The sequence below is a fragment of the Psychrobacillus sp. NPDC096623 genome (genome assembly GCF_044762655.1).
Classification (GTDB): Bacteria; Bacillota; Bacilli; order Bacillales_A; family Planococcaceae; genus Psychrobacillus.
The window spans coordinates 142942-165040 of sequence record NZ_JBIWER010000002.1; the positions used below are offsets into that span (position 1 = coordinate 142942).

The following is a 22099-nucleotide window of genomic DNA, read 5'->3' on the forward strand; positions in this document are numbered from 1 at the left end:
TTTATTGTTAAGATTTCAAATGGTTTTAGACACCGAGAGCGTGAAGTATTACTATAAAGTTAGGAGGTGCTATTGAAATGTCTAGATATGAGATAGAACATAATCCTATTTCAAGTATCGATATAAAAGCTCTTATTCCGTTAATCAGTAAGGAATTTAGAAAATACTTTACAAAAAATATAAAAGCGTTATATCACTATACAAACTTAGAAGGCGCACAAGGAATTATTAGCAACAAAACCTTTTGGGCTTCCCATATAAAGTTTATGAATGACTCGAAAGAATATAGTCATGGATTAGAGATTTGTGAAAGTATCCTCCAAAAGCTTATTCAAGAATTACCAGCAGATAATCCTAGGCGAACATACTTAGAAGAAGTCTTTACAATTCTCGAGGAGCAGGATACAGATATTTTCGTTGTGTCCTTTTGTGAAAGTGGAGACCTCCTAAGCCAGTGGAGAGGCTATAGTCGAAGCCAGCATGGTATTTCGATAGGTTTTGACTTTTCGGCTTTATTTGATGTTTCGTTTCATTTAAGTGAAGAGAACTTTTTTCCTCGAAAAGTAATATACGATCACAAGCTGCAGGAACGAATTATTCGTAGGATTATAAACGTGTCGCTTCTTAGCTTAGAGCTAAGTGGACAGACGCCTAAATATTCACCTAAGGAAGTGGCAAGAACAATTGGATACTTTCTCCCGTTATTTAAGCACGCTACTTTTTCAGAGGAAAAAGAATGGCGAATTATTGTGACGAACTCTAAAAGCATGCCGTATCAGCATGAGTTGAAATTTCGTGCGAGAGATAATATTATTCTGCCATATATCGAAATAGAGACACATAACAAAGTTCTCCAAAATGACAACAGACTTCCGGTCAATCAAATCATTATTGGCCCTTCTGGAACCAACGAATTCACTGCTAGAAGTATTAACTACTATTTGAAAAATGTCGGTTATCCCACTGTACCTATAAAACTTTCCCATATTCCTTATCGATAGAAAGAAAAGCAAGCACCTATATAAGCCTCGAAAAGCGTTGGAAGAATGCGGTAAAGGCGTCTTTGCCTTTATCCGACATATCTGAAACGACTCAAGAGGCTAGGTGCTGGAGTCTGGACAAAAGAAGAAAAGCGCAAGCGCCTATGCAAGCCTCGAAAAGCGTTGGAAGAATGGTGGTAAAGGCGGCCTTTGCCTTTATCCGACATTCTGAAACGACTCGAGAGGCTAGGCGCTGGAGTCTGGACAAAAGATGAGTAAAAAGTGAATACTTTCCTTAAATAAATTGAAACCTATCCGTTTGTCCAAGAATTTGAATTTGTGCCGATAAGCGGTTCCTATAGAGCAAAACTTGATGAACTTGAGATCCTATTACTGTCTCATTACACCAATCAGCTGAGAATTTAATGCAGGTCGACCGCAGAGCAAGAGGTCTTGGGGACTTTTAGCAGAAGCATTGAAGATGGATGAGAAGTTCATTCGAATGACCCTTAATTCACAAGACATACCAACTATTAAAAAGACAAACTAAAAAGAGCTATTGGCATTTAGCACATAATTCTTTCTAGGCGCATATAAAATAATAGCACCTCCAACTATTTTTCAATGGTTGGAGGTGTTTTGATGAAAAGTGAGGGAACTGTTTATTGTTTTCCGCTTTTGTGAAGGGCTTCCTGGAGATGGTGCACCTCCGCTTGTATTTTAGAAAATCCAATGATATTAGGCATCTCTTTTTTGGATAATATTCGCTCTTGCTCTGCTGATTTTGCCAGCGTTTCAAACACTAGAAGTATTTTAGATAAATCGCTATCCGCTTGTATAGGGCGATTTTTATATTTAGCAGCTGAATTTAGTAAATATCCAAGGTGTTCGATGGAATGAATTGCAGGAAATAGCAAATCTAGCTTTGTATTGTCTCGTGGGATCTCCCCTAATGCTGTAAAATATACAATTTGTAAATTAGATAAGTTTGTTTGCATTTTAATAAGTTCTTTTGAATGCTCAGGCTCGACTAATGATGGTTCCTGTGAGAACAGAGTAAATAAAAATTGCTGTTCACTTCGAATCGTTTTGGCCATCGTATGAGCAAGTAAACTAGCTGCACTTTTTCGATTCATTAAAAAAGCACCTATAAGTCCAATGGCACTCCCAATTAGGACATCTATTACGCGAGCAGAAGCAAAATAGGAAATATCATGAATTTTCGTAGTACTCTCAGCAAGCAGAAGAGCATTAGGTGTGATGAATAAAGCAGCAATTCCATAATTTAATACGATGGCAAGCTCTGTTAGAAAAGTGAGGAAGAAAATAGCAATTGCAATAATATAACCTTCGGGTTGAAAGTAGAGAATCGATGTCGCGGTCAAAATCCCAATAATGGTCCCTAAAGATCGTTGAATTGTACGGTGGAAGGTTGCCATAATAGTTGCACCTGATAGCACTGCTGCGCATGATAGCGTAACCCAATAGGAACGTTCAAAATCAAATGATTGTGCGATTATAGCTGCTATAAACAACACAAATCCATATCGAAAAGCATTTAAAAATACGATTGAATTTTTATCAAAAGCACCGCCTATCACAACTCGTAGTGACGTTTTAGAAATAACTATTTCTCTTTGAATATCAGATATTGATTCGCTTGCAATAATTGCAGTATCTTTAACTAATTCATGAAAAATAGTTAAATCATTTGTACTGTCACCCTGTGGAATTTTTATTTTAGTTTTAGAGTTATCAATTGACTGTGCGATGGACCGGATGGATTCACTTAGTTCTATAGGTAATGGCTGATCTCTCGATTCCATCTTTTCAATGATATGTAGAAAGATATTATTCGCCTGTTCATTTAGTAAATAAAGTCGTTTATAGGGTTCTGTTACCCGCCACGGAATATAGCCAGACTGCATTATATTCCCTGCCGATTTTAATGAGGAAATAATTTTTTGTTTGGACTCATTTAATTGGTCTGTTCCAACTAGTTCTAGGAAGCTAGCTAGTTCAAGGTATACTTTTTTCACGGCCATCTTTTCGGGTCCATGAGGATTATTTAACCAACCAATCATCCCCATAATCCATGAAAATGCTCCACCTAAGAACACAAGTCCCGCTCGAATAGGGGCTAGCTCAGGGTCAATTGGCATACCTGTACCCATTAGAAAGGTTAGTACAATGAAAATAGCAGCGGGTCCAGTGATTTTTAGCGCTCCAAATAAGAAAGTGACAAGCGCACCAATAATAGCTACTGCTATTGCAGCTAAAAAGGCATAGGGCGCCAGTAACGTTCCTAGACCCATAGCAAATGATAGCCCTACTACTGCAAACAATAATTTTTTTGCTCTAAAAGCATAAGGGATATTAAAAACATATAGATAGGTCAAGCCGCCGATTCCTACTATCAGACCGTATTCCAAATTTCCCAATAAGAATCCTATGAGGACAGGTAAACCTGCACAAACTCCTGCAGTAAAAGCTTTAAGCCATGGAAGTGGGTTTTTATTGACGATAAAAGCTTGTTTAATAGTTAAGAGTAGCGTAGCCATAACTGACTCAGTAGGTTTATTTTTCAAATAGATTCCGCCTTTTCACAGTTACTGAAAGTTAAGATAACTAATTATACTGCTGATATGATGAAAGTTGAAATTATTGGCACTTGCTGGATGAAGTAGATGAAATGTACAAAGTGAATAATTTATGTTGTGCGTATTTTAATGGAGTAACCACTTTTTGACATAAAACTAACCGTTGGTTATAATATAACCAATGGTTAGTTTAGTTGGGAGAGGTCACATAATATGAAAAGTAAACAAGAGCAACGTTCAGATGAAACGAAAAAATTGATATTGGATTCTGCCGCAAATTTATTTGCCAAAAAAGGATACGATGCAGTAACGATTCGAGAAATTGCGAGAGATGCAGGTTGTTCACATACCGCGATTTATCTATATTTTAAAGATAAGGAGACATTGCTTCATCAGCTCTCTTTGCCGCCATTGCAGCAGTTATATCAAAAACTACAAGGCATCTCAGAGTTGGATTCATTATCATCTGAAAGCAGGCTTAAAGAAATTAGTTTGGAATATATTTCTTTTTGTTTAAAAAACCGCAGTATGTATGATATTTTTTTCAACGCTAAATCCTCGAGAGTGGATGAAAAACCTGAATTAGAGATCAATCAACTTCGGATAGCGATTTTCGAACTATTGAAATCTACCATTCATGAAAATTTCACTACCTTGAATGAGAAACAGCTTTTGGCATTTTCTCGAATTTATTATTACCAATTGAATGGAGTATTGAGCACTTACTCCTATCAGCATGAACCGCATGATGTACTGATCGAAAGGTTGATACCAACATTTAACCTAGCAATAGAAATTTTACTTTTAGGCTTTCAAGAAAAATTAAAGTAAGGGGTAATGAAGATGCAGGTGAAAAAGATTTCGGAGCATATATGGAGCTTGAAAACATGGATGATTATTACTATTCATGTATGGGTCGTTGCTGATGAGGAGGGCATCACATTAGTAGATGCAGGAATGCCAATGATGACAAAAGGAATCATGAAATTTATAGAACAACTAAATGCAGGTCCTTTACAGAGAATTCTCTTAACGCATGGACACTCCGATCATGTTGGCGCAGTAAAGGGAATTTTGAAAAAGTATGAAGTTCCAGTGTATGCTCATCAAATCGAAATCCCTTACATGGAAGGAGAAATTATTTATCCAAAACGAAAAAAGTTGGAGAATAATCTTCCGAAAACTTTAACTAAGCCGTTATTAGAAGACGGCTCCAATAAATTAATGAAAATTGGGGGGCTCACACCTTATTTCACACCTGGGCATTCTCCAGGCCACGTCGTCTATTATCATGATCAAGACCAAGTTTTGTTAGTTGGAGATTTGTTCACCTCTAAAAAAGGAAAACTCAAACCTCCTATGCCTGCGTTCACAGCAGATATGAAGCAAGCGGTAGCAAGTGCTAGTATAGTAAGCCATTTAAAACCAAAGCGGCTAGAATTATGTCATGGAAATACAGTGTTTCAACCATCCGATCAACTAGAAGAATATATAAAAAGTATGGATAGAAAGCTAGGGGGTCAATAGGGATGTTGATATTCAAATATACAGTATTTGGCTTATTTTTTGCTATGGAGCTATTTGCGCTTGGAGCTTTTTCTTACTGGGGCTTTCACATGAACAAAGGGTGGCTCATCAATACTGTATTAGGTATTGGAACACCACTACTAGTTGCAATATTTTGGGGAACTTTCATTGCTCCGAAAGCCACTTTCCCGGTGACTATTCCTATTCGAATACTACTTCAAATAATCGTATTTGGATTTGCTACCACTGCACTTTTTGTGGCAGGAAAAGGTAAGCTGGCTATTATATTTGGTTTTATTGTTTTAATAGAAATGATTTTAATGTATTCCATAGAGGAATGAAAATATAAGGTCCAAACTATTATTTAATAATGGTATGGGCTTTTTTTATTGTTTTCTATTGATCTCATTAAGCATGGGGTATTTATTTCAATAATCGAGGATAACCATTTGAAGGGAATTTTGGAAGCAATGTTGAATTAGAGGATATACAAAAGATGAAAAGAGGGAGTTATTATTTGGTATAGTGTTGAAATGGTTGAACAGACAATGATTATTTTAGGCTGGATTGTAATTGGTATAATTGCCACCCGTTTATATAAAGTTCAACTAGAGAAGCCTTTGATTTGGAAAGTAATCGTAGTTCTTCTCATAGGTCTATTTACGTTTTCCATTAACTTGGATTATTTTGGTCATGTCATACAAATTCCTATCCTTCCCCTTGGTGTATGGTTATTATATGTGTTTCTAAGCAAGAATAAGGAGAAATGGCAAAAGTACCGATCCTTTGCTTGGTTAGGTTTTGGGGCTAATTTCATTTTATTAATATTCCTGTTAGTTGGAATACCAATAAATAATTTACTTTATCCCGGAAATGACCCAAGTACATATATTTCAAATGTGAAGGGTGCATATATTATTAACACGCATCCTACAGCAAACGAAGTCTCGCTTGTTACGGAAAAATTAGCAGCCTCTCTACAAGGTGCTGTCCAAAAAGATTACTATAGTGATAGTTGGTACAACGAGATATATATGGAACCAATTAAAAAAACTGAACGTTTTCCTTATATACTGGCAAATACCTTACCGAAATGGGGAAGCGGGATTCGTGCTACTATTTTTCTAGAGAACAATGGAAAAGGAATATTGATAACTTCACAGGAGAAGCAGCTCTACTTTCAAACGAAGCAATCTCTGTTTGAGGAGGGAAATAAGTGAAAAAAACTAAATTGATTATCTCCATGCTCAGCGGAGTTATCTTACTTTCCGCATGTTTCTGGTATTACAAATCAGATCCAACATCATTTCCAAATGATGAACAGTTAGTTAAAGAGATGACTAATCATTTTTCATATGTTTCTAACAGCGAAATCCAAGATACAATTTTTTTAGATGACCGTCATGTATTTGTTCCTTTTCAAGCAGAGGAGAAACTTTATGGGCTAAGTTTATGGGAGTGGAAAAATCGTAAATGGAATGTAGTGCTTGTTTCGACAAGCGGTGACATAAAAGTGTGGAAGATTAATAGCAAGGATCCATCAACCTTCCATACTGTTTGGAACTACCCACCCCAAAAAAAGGTGAAATATATGAAGTTATACTTGATTAATAAAAGAGGATTTCAAATTAGTGGTGCGGAAGAACAATATGAACCAGGTGTGCAACTTGAACAAAAGATCACCTTGTCTGAGAATCCATATGGGACTATGAAACTTTCGAAAGATTGGATAACAGTTATTAATTCATTAACCGGTTCTCTAACACTCCCACAGTATTATTTTCGTTGGAACGCGTATGATAGCTTAGATAAAATTACATATCCTGAGGTAAATGATAACGGAAGTTCTTCCTGGGGAGGGGCTACACAGATTGAATTTGCAGTTTTCATAGAGGAGTCCGAACTAGAGTAAGATGTGTAATTTAATCATATTATTGATTCAATTATCTGTTTAAAGAGGATTTCTTGACCTACACCATGTTGGTCCAAGATTGAACTCGTGCCACGGAAAGCACCCGCTTGGAGTGGAAATCAACTTTTTAAGGATTCTAATGCTAATTGTTTCATCATTAAATTACTCTTCTGTAAAAGAATAGTTGTGCAAGCGCTTGCATAATTGTTGAGAGAAGATTAAAATAACTCTATTAAGTTACATTTTAGGGCGGTGGAAAAATGGAGCGACAAATGGAACCTTGGTGGAAGAAAAGTGTTGTGTATCAGATATATCCTAGAAGCTTTATGGATTCGAATGGAGACGGAATAGGGGATATTCCAGGGATTATTTCTAAGTTAGATTATCTAGAAAAGTTAGGAATTGATGTTATATGGTTGAGTCCTGTCTATGATTCTCCGAATGATGACAACGGCTATGATATTCGAAACTACCGAACGATTATGGCTGAATTCGGCACAATGGAAGATATGGAACAGCTAATTGAGGAAGCTAAAAATCGAGGCATTCGAATTGTAATGGATTTAGTAGTCAATCATAGTTCAGATGAGCATGAATGGTTTGTAGAATCTAGGTCTTCTAAAAATTCTAAGTATCGAGATTACTATATATGGAGAGATGGGAAAGACGGACAGCCTCCTAATAATTGGGGCTCCGTTTTCTCTGGATCTGCTTGGGAAAAAGACGTGTTGACCGATTCATATTATTTACATTTATTCTCCAAGAAGCAGCCAGATTTAAACTGGGAGCATGAGCCTCTAAGAGAGGACGTGTACCAATTAATGACGTATTGGTTAGAAAAAGGGATTGGTGGCTTCCGCATGGATGTTATCAACTTTATATCGAAGGATTCGGACCTGCCTGATGGTACCATTCATCCGAATAATTTGTATGGGGATGGAAGTCCTTACTTCATTAATGGACCAAAAATTCACGATTATCTACAGGAAATGAACAAAAAAGTACTAAGTAAATATGATGTAGTCACAGTCGGTGAAATGCCTGGCGCGACCACTGACGATGCTCGAATATACACAAATGCGGATAACAAAGAAGTAAATATGGTATTTACATTCGAGCATATGGACTTAGATAGTGGCCCAGGTGGAAAATGGAATGTACAGCCGTTAAAGCTAGTCGATTTAAAAAGAAATTTTGAAAAGTGGCAGCTTGCACTTCATAAAATAGGATGGAACAGCTTATATTGGAACAACCATGATCAACCACGAGTAGTATCTCGTTTTGGTAATGATGGAGAATATCGAGAGCTTTCCGCTAAAATGTTAGCAATCTGTTTGCATATGCTTCAAGGTACTCCGTATATATACCAAGGGGAAGAGCTCGGCATGACGAATGTGGTATTCCCTTTGCTTGAGGATTACCGAGACATCGAAACATTGAATATGTATAAGGAAAAAATTGAGCAGGGGATATCTCACGAAGACATTATGTCTGGTATTTATGCAAAGGGTCGAGATAATGCAAGAACACCTATGCAATGGACATCAGAGGGGGGCTTTACGACAGGTACGCCATGGATACGAATGAACCCAAATACCGATGAGATAAATGTCGAACATTCCATAAATGATTCCACTTCTATTTTTTATACGTATCAAAAGCTAATACAACTTAGAAAACAGCATGACATTATTATACATGGAAGCTTTCAGCTATTATTTGCTGATCATCCGAGCTTATTTGTTTATAAACGGCAGTCGGCTGATGAAGAATGGCTAGTAGTTACAAATTTCTCTGATCAAATGGAACAGCTAGAATGGAAAGACTGTGATGTGACTTCAAAATCACGAGAAAATATTATATCGAACTATGATACGCTAAAAACAAATGAGAAAACAGTAGAAATTCGTCCATATGAAGCCTTTGTGGTCGCATTTAAAAAGGGGATAGAGAATTGAAAAAGGTACTAGGAGTAGACATTGGAGGAACTAAAATCCGATTGGGTGTCGTAAATGAACAGGGTGAAGTTCTAGTTGATAAGACGATACCAACTGTATTGCCTTTATATCCATATTTAGAGGAGCAGGTTCTTGCGATGAAGAACGAAGTCCCTGACATTGCTGGAATAGGAATTGGAACTCGAGGGATGGTAGATGCGGTAACGGGTGTCATCACATTTGAAACAGAAATGCCTGGGTGGCAAGGGACACCAGTCAAAGCTTTGCTTGAAGCAGCAACCGGACTTCCTGTTGAGATAAATAACGATGCCAATTGTGCTGCGCTAGCAGAAGCTAGACTTGGTGCAGCTGCAGGGTTCAATCAAGTCGTTTGCCTAACAGTTGGAACAAAACTTGGCGGGGGCATAGTGCTTGATGGAAAAGTGATGAATGGAACAAATGGTGGCGGTGGCGAGGTTGGTCATTTAATATTGTATCCAAACGGTATAGTATGTGGATGTGGCAGACCTGGCTGTAGCGAAGAGTACGTTTCTGGAACAGCTATCAAAAGACTTATTCAGGAGGGGAATGTCATCAATGCTGAGACCAATGAATTGGCAAAGCCCCATGATGTATTCCGTTTAGCGGCAGAGGGAAATACTGGGGCAATAGCAGTTAGTGAGCGTTTCCTTTCTGACTTTGCGATAGTTATCTCTAGTCTTCAAGCAGTGCTCGATATGGACTGTGTTGTTATAGGTGGAGGGGTTTCTGACTCTGCAGATTACTGGTGGGAAGAGCTTCTTGCTAAAGTAGAGCCTTTAAAGCTAAAGCCAGTTCAAGTGACCCGTGCAAAATTTGGCAATGAAGCAGGAATGCTAGGAGCAGCGATGCTTGTAATAGATTCAACGAAATAAGCTAAAAAAGTGTGCATAAATTATGCTCACTTTTTTAAATGGTGAAAGTATATAAAAATGTCCTTTGACCACTTGGTTTAAGGAACTTGTAAAAATGAATAATCCTATGATTCCCGTTACAGGTGGGGAATAAAGGCTAAGAACACGCCACCTCGTGTGGCAACGCATTTGTGACCAACATCCTGTTTGCCTCCGAGGGGTGAGCGATTTATTATTAAGGTTTGATTGGAGCGTAGGACGACGACTCCTGGCCCCAGCTGTGCCTCCGGAAAGCATTCGCTCTGAGCGGAAATCAACGACTATACTAAAGGGAATTTACTCACTGTTTTTCTTCCTCCCTCATATTCTAAAAAAACGAATATGGATGAATTGGTGGTTAATAGAATGAAGACACTTGTATTTATCGGGAGCTATAAATTTGGCACAAGTAGAGAAGCACTAACGGTTGCTAAGGAAATGGGATATGCCGTTATATTATTCACAGATAAACAAAGCCATCTGGAATTCGCAGAAGTAGACCAGGTTATTCTCATCGATGACTTGTTGAACGAGCAGCGCATAATAGACAAAATCGTATTGCTACAGAAAACGGGTAAACAAATATGTGCGTGTGTTAGTTTTATAGATCCGTATGTTGCATACGCAGGACGTCTTTCAGAACAGCTTGAATTAACAGTAGTCTCCTTACAACCATTAAGCGTAATGGAAAACAAAATAACATTAAGAGAAGCATTAAAGCATCTCCCCATAAGCCCCGCATATTGGATAATACCTACAGAGGACTCCCTTCAAAAGATAAAATATACCTCTCATCTACCTTTAGTCATAAAAGCACCTGTTTCAAATGGCTCCAAGGATGTTTTTATGGTCAAAACACCTAACGAGCTGACAAAAGCAGGACGATATTTGAGAGATAAATATCCACATACTAGCTTACTAATAGAAGAGTTTTTAGAAGGATCACAGTATCTCGTCGAATTGCTCATGCAAAATGATGAGCTTAAATTTATGGCGGTAATGGAGCAGGACATAATCTATAATGGAAAGTTTATAGTCGGTGCTTACAAGTATCCTGCAATATTAGGAGAAACTTTGCATAAAAGCCTAATAACTCATATTTCAGACATCATAAAGGAGCTAGACTTTTCAAACGGCTCCTGCCATATAGAGTTAAAGCTAGTGCAAGATCAATGGAAGCTAATTGAGATAAACCCAAGAATGTCCGGAGGTATTATGAACCGAATTATAGAAGAGGGTACGGGAATTAATCTTCTAAAAGAAATATTGAATATGTATGTAGGAAAAGAACCTACATTCTTCCAAACGAGAAGCATGTTCGTAAACGCAAAATATTTAACACTTCAATCGCGAGGCAAACTTCTAAGAGTCAAAGGGCAGGAACTGGCGTTAACGCATTCTGGAGTAAAGTATGTGTATGTAAAACCTGTGAGCGGTGCGGTCCTAAAAAAACCTTCTTCAATGGGCGATCGGTATGCTTGCGTCATCGCAGCTTCTGAAACAGAAGCCCAAGCAGAAGAGATTGCTCGAGCTGCAGCTCAGGAAATAAAATTCTATATCGAACCATTTTAACGAGAAAGTAGATGCTTTTAACCCGCATCTACTTTTGTGTTCTTAATATAATAAGAACACCAAGGTAGGGAGGGAGTGAATAAGTAAATGAATAGTGAACGTCTAAGTAATCATTGTGTTTGTGAAGCACTTTTTGAATTAAAGACACTCCAGGATTTACTACAAAACTCTCATACTAAATTTTTTGGAAACCTCCTCGGTAAAATAGTTGGAGCCGATACTATTCCCTTCCTCCTGGTTACACAAAAAGGTGATTTCTTGAGTCTGCGTAGTCTTATGGAATGTATTGAAACAAATTTTTTTCGAATTGAATCGGTGGACCTAGAAAATTGCTGCGCTACCGTTTCATTACTGCGCCCGCTTGATATAGAAGGCGAGCTAACTAATTCGCTTTGTGATGTAGTTAAATTAGAGAAAACCTCTATCTGTAAAATTGTAGATGTCACCTGTATATGTGCAATACAACCGTTAGATACAGAAATGCTGAAAAGAAAAATTATAATTGAACCAAAATGGTAAAACGAAGCGAGGTGCTCTTAAATAAGTCCCGAACATAAAACAGATGGAGAAAAAGAAGTCGTTTTTCTCCATCTGTTTTATGTTTTAGGAATTTTTCTCGATAGTAGCTGGTGAATGGCTGCAATTTTCAGTATATCATTTCCCTTATAATTCCAAACTTAGCGTTATTCCAACTAACCTGCTCAAAATTCCAACTAACGCTAACAGTATTCCAACTAACCTCCCCAAAATTCCAATCAACTTCCCCAAAATCCCAACTAATGAAATTTCCTACACAAAAAGAGTAGCACCTTTGGGGGAAGCCCCTTTTAAGTTGAAATTTACATAAACTGAACGTTTGTCCATATACAAAGCTTTATCACTGAATTTAATAGATATATAGCTATGTAAAAATTTAAATATTAAGGAGAAATTCAATGACAACAATAGGAATGCTACATCATCGCAGGAATCCCACAACTGTTATAAAGTCCTATGCATATGCAGCAGTTGCTAAGGCGGAAGGAGTTAACTTTTTTTTCTTTTCACCAGGCACTGTAAACTTTGTGAACCGAACAATCCGAGGGCAAGTATATGAAAGTGGGGCCTGGAAGGAAAGAATTATGCCTTTTCCAGACGTAATTTATAATGCCGGAAGTCCTGAAAAACTAGCAAAGTCTAAGGGAATTATTAATAAATTAAAAAGTGAAATTCCATTTACAACAAACTCAATAGGAAACAAATGGAATATCAATGAGCGGCTTAAGGAAGCAAAAGAATTTTCAAGCTACTTAATTCCCGCTGAAATAATAAAGAATACAGAGGGCTTTCATAAATTCATCTCTTCATTTCAAAAAATTGTCCTTAAACCGATTGATGGAAGAAAGGGGAAGGGAATCTATTTTATCAGTAAAGCAGGAGATAATTATATAGTTAGAAAGAATTCTGAAGATGTAACCTATACGAAGCAAGCGTTAAATAGCTTTCTCGAAGGAAAACTATCCGAAGGAACCTTTATCGTCCAGCCATATATAAATTCCACTACAAAATCTGGTCAGGTATTTGACTTTAGGCTTCATGTTCAGAAAAACGGAGAGGGTAAATGGGTAGTCACGACTATTTATCCGAGAATTGCACCAACTGGATCTATCATTGCCAATATAAATAATGGTGGGTTTACGAATTATTTAGACCCATTTCTTCAGCAGGAATTTCCGGATGAGGCATTTAATATTAGGCGTCTGCTGGAGCACTTTTCTTTGTCATTAGCAGAACATCTTGATCAAATTCAAATGGAAAAGTACGGAGAGGTAATTGATGAAATAGGAATAGATATTGGATTAGATGAAAACCTAAAAATTTGGATCTACGAGGTGAACTGGCGCCCTGGATGTCCACCAGCCTTCTATTTAGAATTAGACGTCGTGATAAATTCGATAAAATATGCTAAATACGTAGCAGAAAACCAACTGCAAATTAGAAAGGAAGTAGTAGCAGCTAAAAAAAGAAGTAGAAAGGCCAAAAAGAAATTACCGATTATCGCAATAACAGGGAGTGCTGGAAAAACAACATCTAAAGCATTTCTTGCATCTATTTTGGCTAAAAAGTGGAACATTTTTGAGTCAAAGGATTATTGGAATACAACGGAGCATACAAAAAAACATGCAGAGGAAATTAACGAAACACATGAAGCAGTTGTACTCGAATACGGTATGGCCTACCCTGGTGTAATTACAGAGCATTGTAGTATTATTCAGCCTACTATCAGTGTTGTAACGAATGTTGGCCTTGCACATGTTGGAAACTTTGATGGAGATATAAAAAAAGTTGCACAGGCAAAGTCGGAGCTAATTCACGGCATGGATCAAACAGGTATATTAGTTATCAACAAAGATGACGATAATTCGAAGTATTTGGAGACGACTCAATTTAAAGGGAAAATTATGACTGTTAGTACAAAATCACCTGCCAATTATAGAGCTTACGGCATTAAATATGTAGATAACGGCATGAGCTTTAAGATTAAGCTACAGCAACAAGAAATAGAGATGTTTATCCCTATTTTAGGGGAGCACCATGTTTATAACGCATTAAACGCTATTGCAGTTGCCGACTACTTAGGGTTTACACCAATGGAAATAAAGGCGGGTCTAATTTTTAGAAAACCACCTAGAAGATTAACAGTTTATGATTGCAAAGATAACATAACCGTAATTGATGACACCGTTCACTCACATCCCCAGGGCGTAAGGGCTGCAATTGATGTATTAACAAATATAGGGAAGAATCGTAACATAGCGATAATCGGTCAAATGCGTGAATTGGGAGATTTAAGAGAGCAGGAATATCGTAAGGTTGGAGATTATGTATATGAGCAGGGTATTGATGTGTTAATCACTTACGGTTATCGGACAGAAGAAATTGGAGCACAAGCAATTGCAAGGGGCTTTCCAGCACAGCATACGTATCATTTTACGGATAAGGATAAAATGCATGAGCTTTTAAAGGAGATCGTGAAGAAGAATGATACTATTTTAGTAAAAGGGGCAAGTAAAACAAATATGTTTGATACAGTTCAGTTTTTGGATAGGTTCTTTAGAGAATAAAGAACAAAATCGGAAACGCAGTTCTATATAGTAATACCCTGATTTCCGTTTCAGGTGGACCTCGTGATATCTCATCTTTCTTACTTACCCCACCGAGGTCACCACTTGTAACGAAGATCAAATACTCCCTAATTAGGTTGAGCACAAAAACGCACTAACCTGTTTCAAGAGTTGGAGGAGGGCGACAGACAGGTAGAGGCTATAAAATTATCTAAAAAGGAGAGGATGATTGTGACGTCAGTCACGATCATCCTCTCCTAAAAAAATTATTAATCATATAGAAAACGTCTGTCCTAAGCCCTTTGAAAACTATAGGAACAGCTTTTGACCTTAAAGTTTCGGGCATGTCTTTTGTCAGGGTTTTCTTAGTTGTAATATTCTACTCCTTGCAAGTAAATGTAACTAAGCAAAAAAAAGAGCACCTATAAGGTGTTCTAATTTTCGTATCCTTGTATATGGAATTCAATTTCTGATGCTGCGGTATTTGCATTCATTTTGGCTTCTGCTAAGCTACTTCCGGTTGCAATGATATATGCATATCGATGTCCCATGGATAATGGTGGCATTATAAGTGTTCCTTTTTTAGGTTTAACATAGAGGTCTACTACTCCCGGAGATTTGCTTGCTCTCCCTTTTCCAGTCACTTTTTCCAGTATTCCTTTTTTGCTAGAAATAATGTACTTCGTAAATACATGTTTTTTATGTCTTGGTGTAAGGTTCGGCTGTTCTCCTACAAATAACTTAATTGTTTCTTCGACTAAACTAAATCCATATGCTGCCTCGATCATCTTATTCATTGCTCCGCCTGATATCCTTGGGTTAATCTCGATAAGCTTCCAGCCACTTTCAGATAATCGAATCTCGAGATGTAATGCGCCGTTTTCGATGTCAAATGCAGTAACGATCGAATGAAGTACATCCTCTAATTCCTTTTTAAAATTGTCTGGCACGTCTATTATTACTCCGTAGCCAGTAATGATAAATCGTTTTCCTTTCGTAATTTCTTGCTCAATAATCCCAACAATATTTGCACGTTTCTTATAAATAATAGCTTCTACTAAGCATTGCTCTCCTTCAATATACTCTTCCAGCATGATTGTTTCTTCGGGGTACTTACTGCGAAGGGTTTGAATATTTTTTCCTAGCTGAGCCTTACTGCGAGCTAATAGAACGTCCTTAGAACCCGTAGATTTTGGAGATTTTACGATGATGGGTAGGTTTATTTCCTTGATCAGTGACTTAGTGGAAATTATGTCATCTGGATGAATAGATATAAATTTTGGTGTGTATGGTTTATCCGCTAAAAACTTCCGTGTCTCCTCTTTATCTTCCATAATTTTAATGGCATTGGATGAATTATAGTTTTGACAAAATTCATCGCACAGAATAGAGGCGATATGAACAAATGGGTCGATAAAACTTACAATTGTTTTTATGTCTATGCTTTTGAGCAATAACTTAGAAATTTCCTCTCTCATCTCCTCTAAGCTATTTGTGTTCACAGAAATCATTTTGTGAACTTCTATATATTCTTTTCTTTGCTCAAGTTGTTTCTCATTATTTGTGAAAAGAATCGTATAGTACCCCAATTTTTCAGCTGCTTTAATAGCTTCCCTACTGGAGCCTGACTTATTTGTACTTATAAAAATAATTGCTTTCAAATAGTTCACTCCTTTTTTATACAGACTCTCTTTATATGTATGATTGGTCTAATTGTTGCGATGGTTGAATATCACGTAAATTATTTGAAAATTATCCAATCCACTTATAGATAACAACATATGATGAGAGTGAAGGGGGTGTTTAGAAGTATGAAAGCCCATACTGTAAGCAAAATTAGAGGAATTATTGACGGTAAGTTAGTACAAGGAACAGATGAAACGAAAATCTATTTTGGTGCCTACCGTATAAAACAAATTAAACACAAAAATACAATTCTATTTACAAATAAAAGAATTGTTAACTGGAAAAGTCTGGAGGAGTTTTTTCCTTTAGTGCTAGCGACAGAATGGAACTATAAAGAAAATGAGATTCCTGATAATGTAACGCTCATCTATGTGGCAAATTCGGAGCACGCCTATTGGACATTTATCCATTATTATCGAAGCTTATTTGATATTCCAGTAGTCGCTATTACAGGAACCTCAGGTAAAACAACCACAAAGGAAATGATTAAGCATATTTTGTCCTTTGATCATAAAGTGACCGCTACAAATCTCACGAGTAATTCACGGACAGCCTATTTACAATATCTTTTAAAAATGGAGGAAGACACGGAAGCAGCGGTATTTGAAACGGCTGTAGGTGCACCAGGAGACGTTTTAAAAGCTGGAGAATATTTCAAGCCAACCATAGGAATTATTACAAATATAGGTGCTCATCACCTTAATTATTGCAAAACCCTGGAAGGCTATATTGCTGCAAAGGGAGAAATGGTCGAAATTATTGATCCTACAGGTGTACTAATTATTAACGGAGATGATTTTAATACACGAAAAATTAATGTAAAACGTTTTTCCGGAAAAATCGTAAAAGTTGGCAAGAAAAGAAATTGTCAATTTAAAGCAATGAATATCCATTACAGAAATGATGGTATGCAATTTAGTGTCCAACATAAAAACAAAAATTATCAAGTATTTGTACCAGGTTTTGGAGAGCATCAAGTATACAATGCGCTATATGCAATTGCTGCTGTTTATGAAATGGGAGTAAGTGTGACGGAGGCAGCAAAACGTTTAAGGTCTTTTATAAAATATGAAAAGCAGCTTCAAGTTTTAGAAGGCATAAATGGGTCCCTAATTTTAGATGATACTTGGAGTTTGACGACGACATCGTTGGAAGCAGCGTTGAAGGTACTGAATGAAGTGGGTGTAGAGAAAAAAAAGATAGCGATAATTGGGACGATTACGGATTTAGGGTCCTGGGGTTACATTATCCATAAAGAAGCAGGAAGTATCGTTTACCAAAATGGAGTAGATATATTAATAACAATAGGATTCCATGCTAAAATAATTGCTGACCATGCAGTGGAAGTAGGGTTAAAATCACCTGTCTATAAATTTAATAATGGTATCCTCGCCTATGATTTGTTAAAAGAAATTGTGGATGATGAAACAATTATTCTTATTAAAGGTGATATGTACTCCCAAACCATTAAAGAATTAGCTTTTAAACTACGAAATAAGCCAAATTAGATTTGGAAGATAGAAGTCTAATAAATTTAAATATGCTCTGTATGGACAAACTGCCTTGCCAAAACAAGTAGATTCTTAATATGTTACAGTATTCTACTTGAAAGGAGGGATAACTATGGGAAATGTTTGTCCATGTGGAGTATCTGTAGATGCTTTTTCTGAGGATAATAATGTTAAGTTTGAAGGTCAGAACGGTACGATTGAAGGAAACTTAACGTACCTGGCGGAAGTATGTGTTACGACGCTAGCTGCTTCTACTCTGTCATTAGATTTTGAGGATACAGAAACACCTGGTGAAAACGATTTCACTTTTACTGCAAACGAAATTACTTCGGTTGAATGTAAAAGAGAAGGTCAGAACTGTGTCGTAACTGTAACTGGTACAGGACTTGTGAATGGAATGGAATTTCCGTTTGAAGCTGTTTTTAGAGACCAAGTTGCAACAGCAGCTGTCGATATTGTGCAAAGCTTCGAAATAACTGGTTTCTTTGACCAAAATGGCGCAGCTCCAGTTGAACAAGGTTCAATTGTAGCTTTAGGCTGTCAAGAACTGTAATAGAAAAATGATCAATTAATGTAGCGCTCACAAGGCAACATAGTCATTCTTCATTACAAACCCAGACTCTAGCAAAGGTAAAGGAGGCCTTTTAGCGAAATCTTTCCAACGCTTTTCTGGGTTTGAATGAAGTTTGAGTAAGTGAAAAGATGAATTTAAAGGAGGTATACAAATTGGTACTAGGTAGGGGCAGACTCAGTCAATATAAACTATTGCAGGAAGAAAAAAAGTTGAGAAATCATCTGTTGGAAACTGTTTTATTTTCCAAACAAGCATTATTTTCTCTTTTAAATCAGCACAATACAGTTGTCATAAAACCCACTTTTGGCCCGGGGAAAATTATCATATCCTTAGAAAATAATTGGTTTAAGATAAACTCCCAGCAGAAGGTGGTAAGTGTCAATGACAGAGAAGAAATGTATGAGTATCTAAAGCAATATGAATTAACACAAAAATACTATGTCGTTCAGCCTTTAAAATTTACTACCCCTCTATCACAAATCCCTTGTCGTTATTTCGTTACTGTCCATCGACAAAATTCCTCCTCCATGTGGCGTTCAGTATCTGTTACAAATAGTAAAGATTCCTCGGTTTTTATTAAACTTTTCCAAAGTCTAGTTCTAAACAAATCTAAAAGTCTATCTGTTTTAGTAGCAAAAAAATTAGGGAATTCCTTTCCAAGCTGCAACACGATTGTAGTGGAAGTCATCTACGATTACAAAACTGGCATTTGGATTTATGATTCTATGCTCCATTTTGCCATAAGTAAATGGGATCAGTATCAATTCCTTCGTAAATCCGTGGTTCCAAAGACAGATTTACTTACACGTTTCACGTTTAAAGACTATCTATATAGGTTTAGTGAAGTCATTATAAAGCCATGTGTAGGTCAAAATGGAATTGGAGTTGTGCAAATCAAAAGAAAAGGGCCACAAGTCTATGAAATCCATTCAGGAATAAGAACTATTGTAAAGACTAATTTAGATGAAGCTTATAGATATCTGGAAGATACTTTTCTAAACAAAAAGGATTATATAATCCAGCAAAGAGTACCACTAGCTACGATTGATAAATGTCCAATGGACGTTAGAGTCATAACTCAAATAGATGAATCTACCTGGAAAATAACCGGTAAAATAGTTAAACTAGCAGGGAAAAAATTCATCGTAACAAATGCGGCTCAAAAGCTGCTCACTTTAGATGAGGCTATTCAGAATTCCACTATCTTATCTAAAAGCATCGAGCCATTAAACACTAAAATAAATGAGCTTTGTCTGTCAGCATCCCAAATGCTTGATAAAAAAAATATAGATCTGAAAATCATTGGCTTTGATGTTGGTATTACAAACCAAGGAGACATTTGGATTATTGAAGGGAATTATGTTCCTGATCTTAAAATGTTCAAGGACTATGAAGAACAATACCAAAATATTAAAAAGCTCAAAAACAAAAATAGAAGAAAGTAAAGGAGGTATATTCTTTGAAACAACAACTTGGAAAGTGGAAACAGTACTTATTATTGAGGAAAAACCCCTTAACCGCTAATAGTATTCCAAGGACGGCTTTATACAATATGACTAACCTAAAGGATTTCATCAATAGTTTTGATTATGCCTATGTAAAACACGATACAACTGGACAGGGAAGAGCAATATATAAAGTATTTCAACGGGAGGATGGACGATATTGTTATGATGGCTATTCTATCCAGGGTGTACCAATTAGTAATTGTGTAAAAACATTAGAAAATTTCCATCAAATGCTGCATCCATTTGAGCGTTTGGGTCGTATGGGAAATTATATTGTTCAAGAGGGAGTCCTGAGTTTTACACCACAGGGACTGCCAGTGAGTCTACGAGTCCATATGCAGCTTTTAAAAGGTAAATGGCTTGTTGGTGGCATCAACGCAAGTATTGGTACAGTGGGATATTTGGGAAACGGTATTCTAAACTCTCATCGAGGCAGTGCAAAAATAACAATAGATGAATTATTGTCGGCTCATTGGCAAATGGATGAAGCAGAAAAGAAGCGAATAATTAAAGAAGTAGGAAAAGTGGCTACTTCAGCAGCAAAAGTGATAGCTGAACACGTTCCATCGAGAGAATACGGCATAGATCTAGGACTGAACGCACATCTTAAACCAATCATATTTGAAGTAAACAATACTCCTGGTATAAGTGGATTTGCAAAACTCGAGGATAAATCTATATGGAGAAAAATCGTTGAAAATAGGAAACTACAAAATGGAGAATAATTTTCCAAACTGTTTGAAGGAAAGGAGGAATTAGTATGAAGCCTATACTTGTAAAGGACTTACGAAAGTTGCTGAACGGGGAACTAGTTAGTGGTTCTGACACATGGTTTGTCAGAAATGCAATTTATTATAAACGGCATGATCTTACAAAACGAAATACGCTTTTGTTTGTGAGCAGAGGTGATTCTATCAACTGGCAGGAAATAAATAATAAGGGACCAGCTCTTGTAATCACTGATAAACCCCATGCAGAGCTTAAAGAAGCGATGTCCAACACAACTGTTCTAAAGGTTAGTAGTCTTGTGCAAGCATATTGGAGTTTCATGGATTATTATCGAAAACTGTTTCCAATACCTGTAGTTGCTATAACTGGTACTTGTGGTAAAACTACTACAAAGGAAATGATGAAGCATATTTTAAGTATTGATAGAAATGTACAGGCTTCCATAAGCAGTAAGAATGAACCGCGGCAATCATTACCTTACTTAACTGGCATCTCTGACCAAACAGATGTCGCCGTATTCGAGCTTGGCTTAGGAAATTCAGGTAATATCAAACATCAATGCCTAATATATCAGCCTACCATTGGAATCATTACAAATATTGGAGTACACCATTTAGATGGCTGTGGTAGTCTGGAAGGATATATTAAAGCTAAGTCAGAAATAGTTAGCGGAATAGAAAAAAACGGAACATTAATCCTAAATGCTGAAGATCTTAATACGAAAAAGGTTTCTTTACGAAATTTTAAAGGAAAGGTAATCTATTTTGGGGTTAGCAAGAAGGCTAATTTTAGAGCATCCAATATAGAATTCGCAAATAATGGCATGAATTTCTCCATCCATTATTTAAACAAAACATATAAAGCTTTCATACCGGGATATGGAGAGCATCAAGTATATAACGCTCTTGCAGCAATTGCGGCTGTGCATGAAATGGGGATGGATTTAGATGTTGTCATACCTCGACTAGCAACGTTCCAAAATATGTCCAGACATCTTGAGTTTTCGAAGGGGATTGGTGGAAGTACAATTATAGATGATACATGGACGAATAATCCTACTTCCGTAAAAGCAGCATTAAATGTTTTAGAATCCATTGGAGCTGGTAAAAACGTTATTTTAGTCTTAGGAGATATTAATCGATTAGGTAATTTTGAAAAGAAATATCATGCGGAAATTGGAAGTCTTGTTGCCGAAAAAAATATTCATACGCTAATAACCATTGGAAGCAAGGCGGAAGAAATAGCTCGGAAAGCGTTAGCGGATGGAACGAACGCGGACGTGCATATTTTTAAGGATACAGAAGGTGTAATGGAAGTCATAATACCAAAGCTAACCAAACAAGCAATATTGTTAATAAAGGGACCTATGTCCAGCCGTTCCATGATTGACTTCGCAAACCAATTAAAAAAGAATGATGAGTAAGAAATACGAAAGCGCCTATGCTTTGGAAGTCAATTGCATCTTAGAGAGCACCTTTACGAATAGGAAAGCAACTTTTCTTTAGTTAAACAAAAACGCACTAAAAG

19 protein-coding genes are annotated in these 22099 nt (G+C 36.8%); 17 read left to right on the plus strand and 2 right to left on the minus strand.

The genetic code is table 11. The annotated features are described in order from the left end of the window. Window positions 1–77: 77 nt before the first annotated feature. Window positions 78–1001, plus strand: a complete 924-nt coding sequence (locus ACIQX2_RS05430; protein WP_402847636.1) for a DUF2971 domain-containing protein — start codon at window positions 78–80, stop codon at window positions 999–1001. A 318-nt stretch (window positions 1002–1319) separates the two neighbouring features. Then, a complete protein-coding gene (locus tag ACIQX2_RS05435; protein WP_402849087.1) occupies window positions 1320–1406 on the plus strand; it encodes a hypothetical protein in 87 nt (28 codons plus the stop codon). Between the two features lie 236 nt (window positions 1407–1642). Here the strand turns inward: ACIQX2_RS05435 and ACIQX2_RS05440 are convergent, their stop codons facing one another. Further along, complete coding sequence (locus tag ACIQX2_RS05440) at window positions 1643–3568, minus strand: FUSC family protein (protein ID WP_402847637.1); 1926 nt, start codon at window positions 3566–3568, stop codon at window positions 1643–1645. A gap of 225 nt (window positions 3569–3793) precedes the next feature. On the opposite strand from ACIQX2_RS05440, the gene ACIQX2_RS05445 reads away from it, so the two are divergent. The 10 genes from ACIQX2_RS05445 to ACIQX2_RS05490 all read left to right on the plus strand — a co-directional run bounded on the left by ACIQX2_RS05445 (window position 3794) and on the right by ACIQX2_RS05490 (window position 14564). Next, window positions 3794–4411: a TetR/AcrR family transcriptional regulator gene (locus ACIQX2_RS05445; protein ID WP_402847638.1), complete on the plus strand. Its 618-nt coding sequence runs from the start codon at window positions 3794–3796 to the stop codon at window positions 4409–4411. A 12-nt stretch (window positions 4412–4423) separates the two neighbouring features. Continuing rightward, window positions 4424–5107 carry an MBL fold metallo-hydrolase gene (locus ACIQX2_RS05450; protein ID WP_402847639.1) on the plus strand — a complete coding sequence of 228 codons (684 nt, stop codon included), beginning with the start codon at window positions 4424–4426 and terminating at the stop codon, window positions 5105–5107. 2 nt (window positions 5108–5109) lie between these two features. Further along, window positions 5110–5448: a YrdB family protein gene (locus ACIQX2_RS05455; protein ID WP_402847640.1), complete on the plus strand. Its 339-nt coding sequence runs from the start codon at window positions 5110–5112 to the stop codon at window positions 5446–5448. A 192-nt stretch (window positions 5449–5640) separates the two neighbouring features. Continuing rightward, window positions 5641–6327 (plus strand): hypothetical protein, encoded by a 687-nt coding sequence (locus ACIQX2_RS05460; RefSeq protein WP_402847641.1) that lies wholly within the window; start codon window positions 5641–5643, stop codon window positions 6325–6327. After that, window positions 6324–7019, plus strand: coding sequence for a hypothetical protein (locus ACIQX2_RS05465; RefSeq protein WP_402847642.1), 696 nt, complete (start codon window positions 6324–6326; stop codon window positions 7017–7019). The genes ACIQX2_RS05460 and ACIQX2_RS05465 overlap by 4 nt, the downstream gene beginning before the upstream one ends. A 260-nt stretch (window positions 7020–7279) precedes the next feature. Then, window positions 7280–8977 (plus strand): glycoside hydrolase family 13 protein, encoded by a 1698-nt coding sequence (locus tag ACIQX2_RS05470; RefSeq protein ID WP_402847643.1) that lies wholly within the window; start codon window positions 7280–7282, stop codon window positions 8975–8977. After that, window positions 8974–9870, plus strand: coding sequence for an ROK family protein (locus tag ACIQX2_RS05475; RefSeq protein ID WP_402847644.1), 897 nt, complete (start codon window positions 8974–8976; stop codon window positions 9868–9870). The genes ACIQX2_RS05470 and ACIQX2_RS05475 overlap by 4 nt, the downstream gene beginning before the upstream one ends. 384 nt (window positions 9871–10254) lie before the next feature. Next, window positions 10255–11460: an ATP-grasp domain-containing protein gene (locus ACIQX2_RS05480; protein WP_402847645.1), complete on the plus strand. Its 1206-nt coding sequence runs from the start codon at window positions 10255–10257 to the stop codon at window positions 11458–11460. 87 nt (window positions 11461–11547) lie between these two features. Beyond that, entirely contained in the window at window positions 11548–11979 is a 432-nt protein-coding gene (locus ACIQX2_RS05485; RefSeq protein WP_402847646.1) for a CotY/CotZ family spore coat protein, read from the plus strand. 416 nt (window positions 11980–12395) lie between these two features. Further along, window positions 12396–14564 carry a YheC/YheD family protein gene (locus tag ACIQX2_RS05490; protein WP_402847647.1) on the plus strand — a complete coding sequence of 723 codons (2169 nt, stop codon included), beginning with the start codon at window positions 12396–12398 and terminating at the stop codon, window positions 14562–14564. A 434-nt stretch (window positions 14565–14998) separates the two neighbouring features. Here ACIQX2_RS05490 and ACIQX2_RS05495 read toward each other — a convergent pair whose 3' ends face one another. Next, the gene (locus tag ACIQX2_RS05495; protein ID WP_402847648.1) at window positions 14999–16234 is read right to left on the minus strand and encodes an ATP-grasp domain-containing protein; all 1236 of its coding nucleotides are present in this window, start codon (window positions 16232–16234) and stop codon (window positions 14999–15001) included. A 141-nt stretch (window positions 16235–16375) separates the two neighbouring features. Here ACIQX2_RS05495 and ACIQX2_RS05500 point away from each other — a divergent pair, with 141 nt between their 5' ends. The 5 genes from ACIQX2_RS05500 to ACIQX2_RS05520 all read left to right on the plus strand — a co-directional run bounded on the left by ACIQX2_RS05500 (window position 16376) and on the right by ACIQX2_RS05520 (window position 21995). After that, complete coding sequence (locus ACIQX2_RS05500; RefSeq protein WP_402847649.1) at window positions 16376–17758, plus strand: Mur ligase family protein; 1383 nt, start codon at window positions 16376–16378, stop codon at window positions 17756–17758. A 115-nt stretch (window positions 17759–17873) separates the two neighbouring features. Then, window positions 17874–18314: a hypothetical protein gene (locus ACIQX2_RS05505; RefSeq protein ID WP_402847650.1), complete on the plus strand. Its 441-nt coding sequence runs from the start codon at window positions 17874–17876 to the stop codon at window positions 18312–18314. A gap of 149 nt (window positions 18315–18463) precedes the next feature. After that, the gene (locus ACIQX2_RS05510; protein ID WP_402847651.1) at window positions 18464–19780 is read left to right on the plus strand and encodes a YheC/YheD family protein; all 1317 of its coding nucleotides are present in this window, start codon (window positions 18464–18466) and stop codon (window positions 19778–19780) included. A 14-nt stretch (window positions 19781–19794) separates the two neighbouring features. Further along, complete coding sequence (locus tag ACIQX2_RS05515) at window positions 19795–20568, plus strand: YheC/YheD family protein (RefSeq protein WP_402847652.1); 774 nt, start codon at window positions 19795–19797, stop codon at window positions 20566–20568. A 35-nt stretch (window positions 20569–20603) separates the two neighbouring features. After that, window positions 20604–21995 (plus strand): UDP-N-acetylmuramoyl-tripeptide--D-alanyl-D-alanine ligase, encoded by a 1392-nt coding sequence (locus ACIQX2_RS05520; protein WP_402847653.1) that lies wholly within the window; start codon window positions 20604–20606, stop codon window positions 21993–21995. Window positions 21996–22099 lie beyond the last annotated feature (104 nt).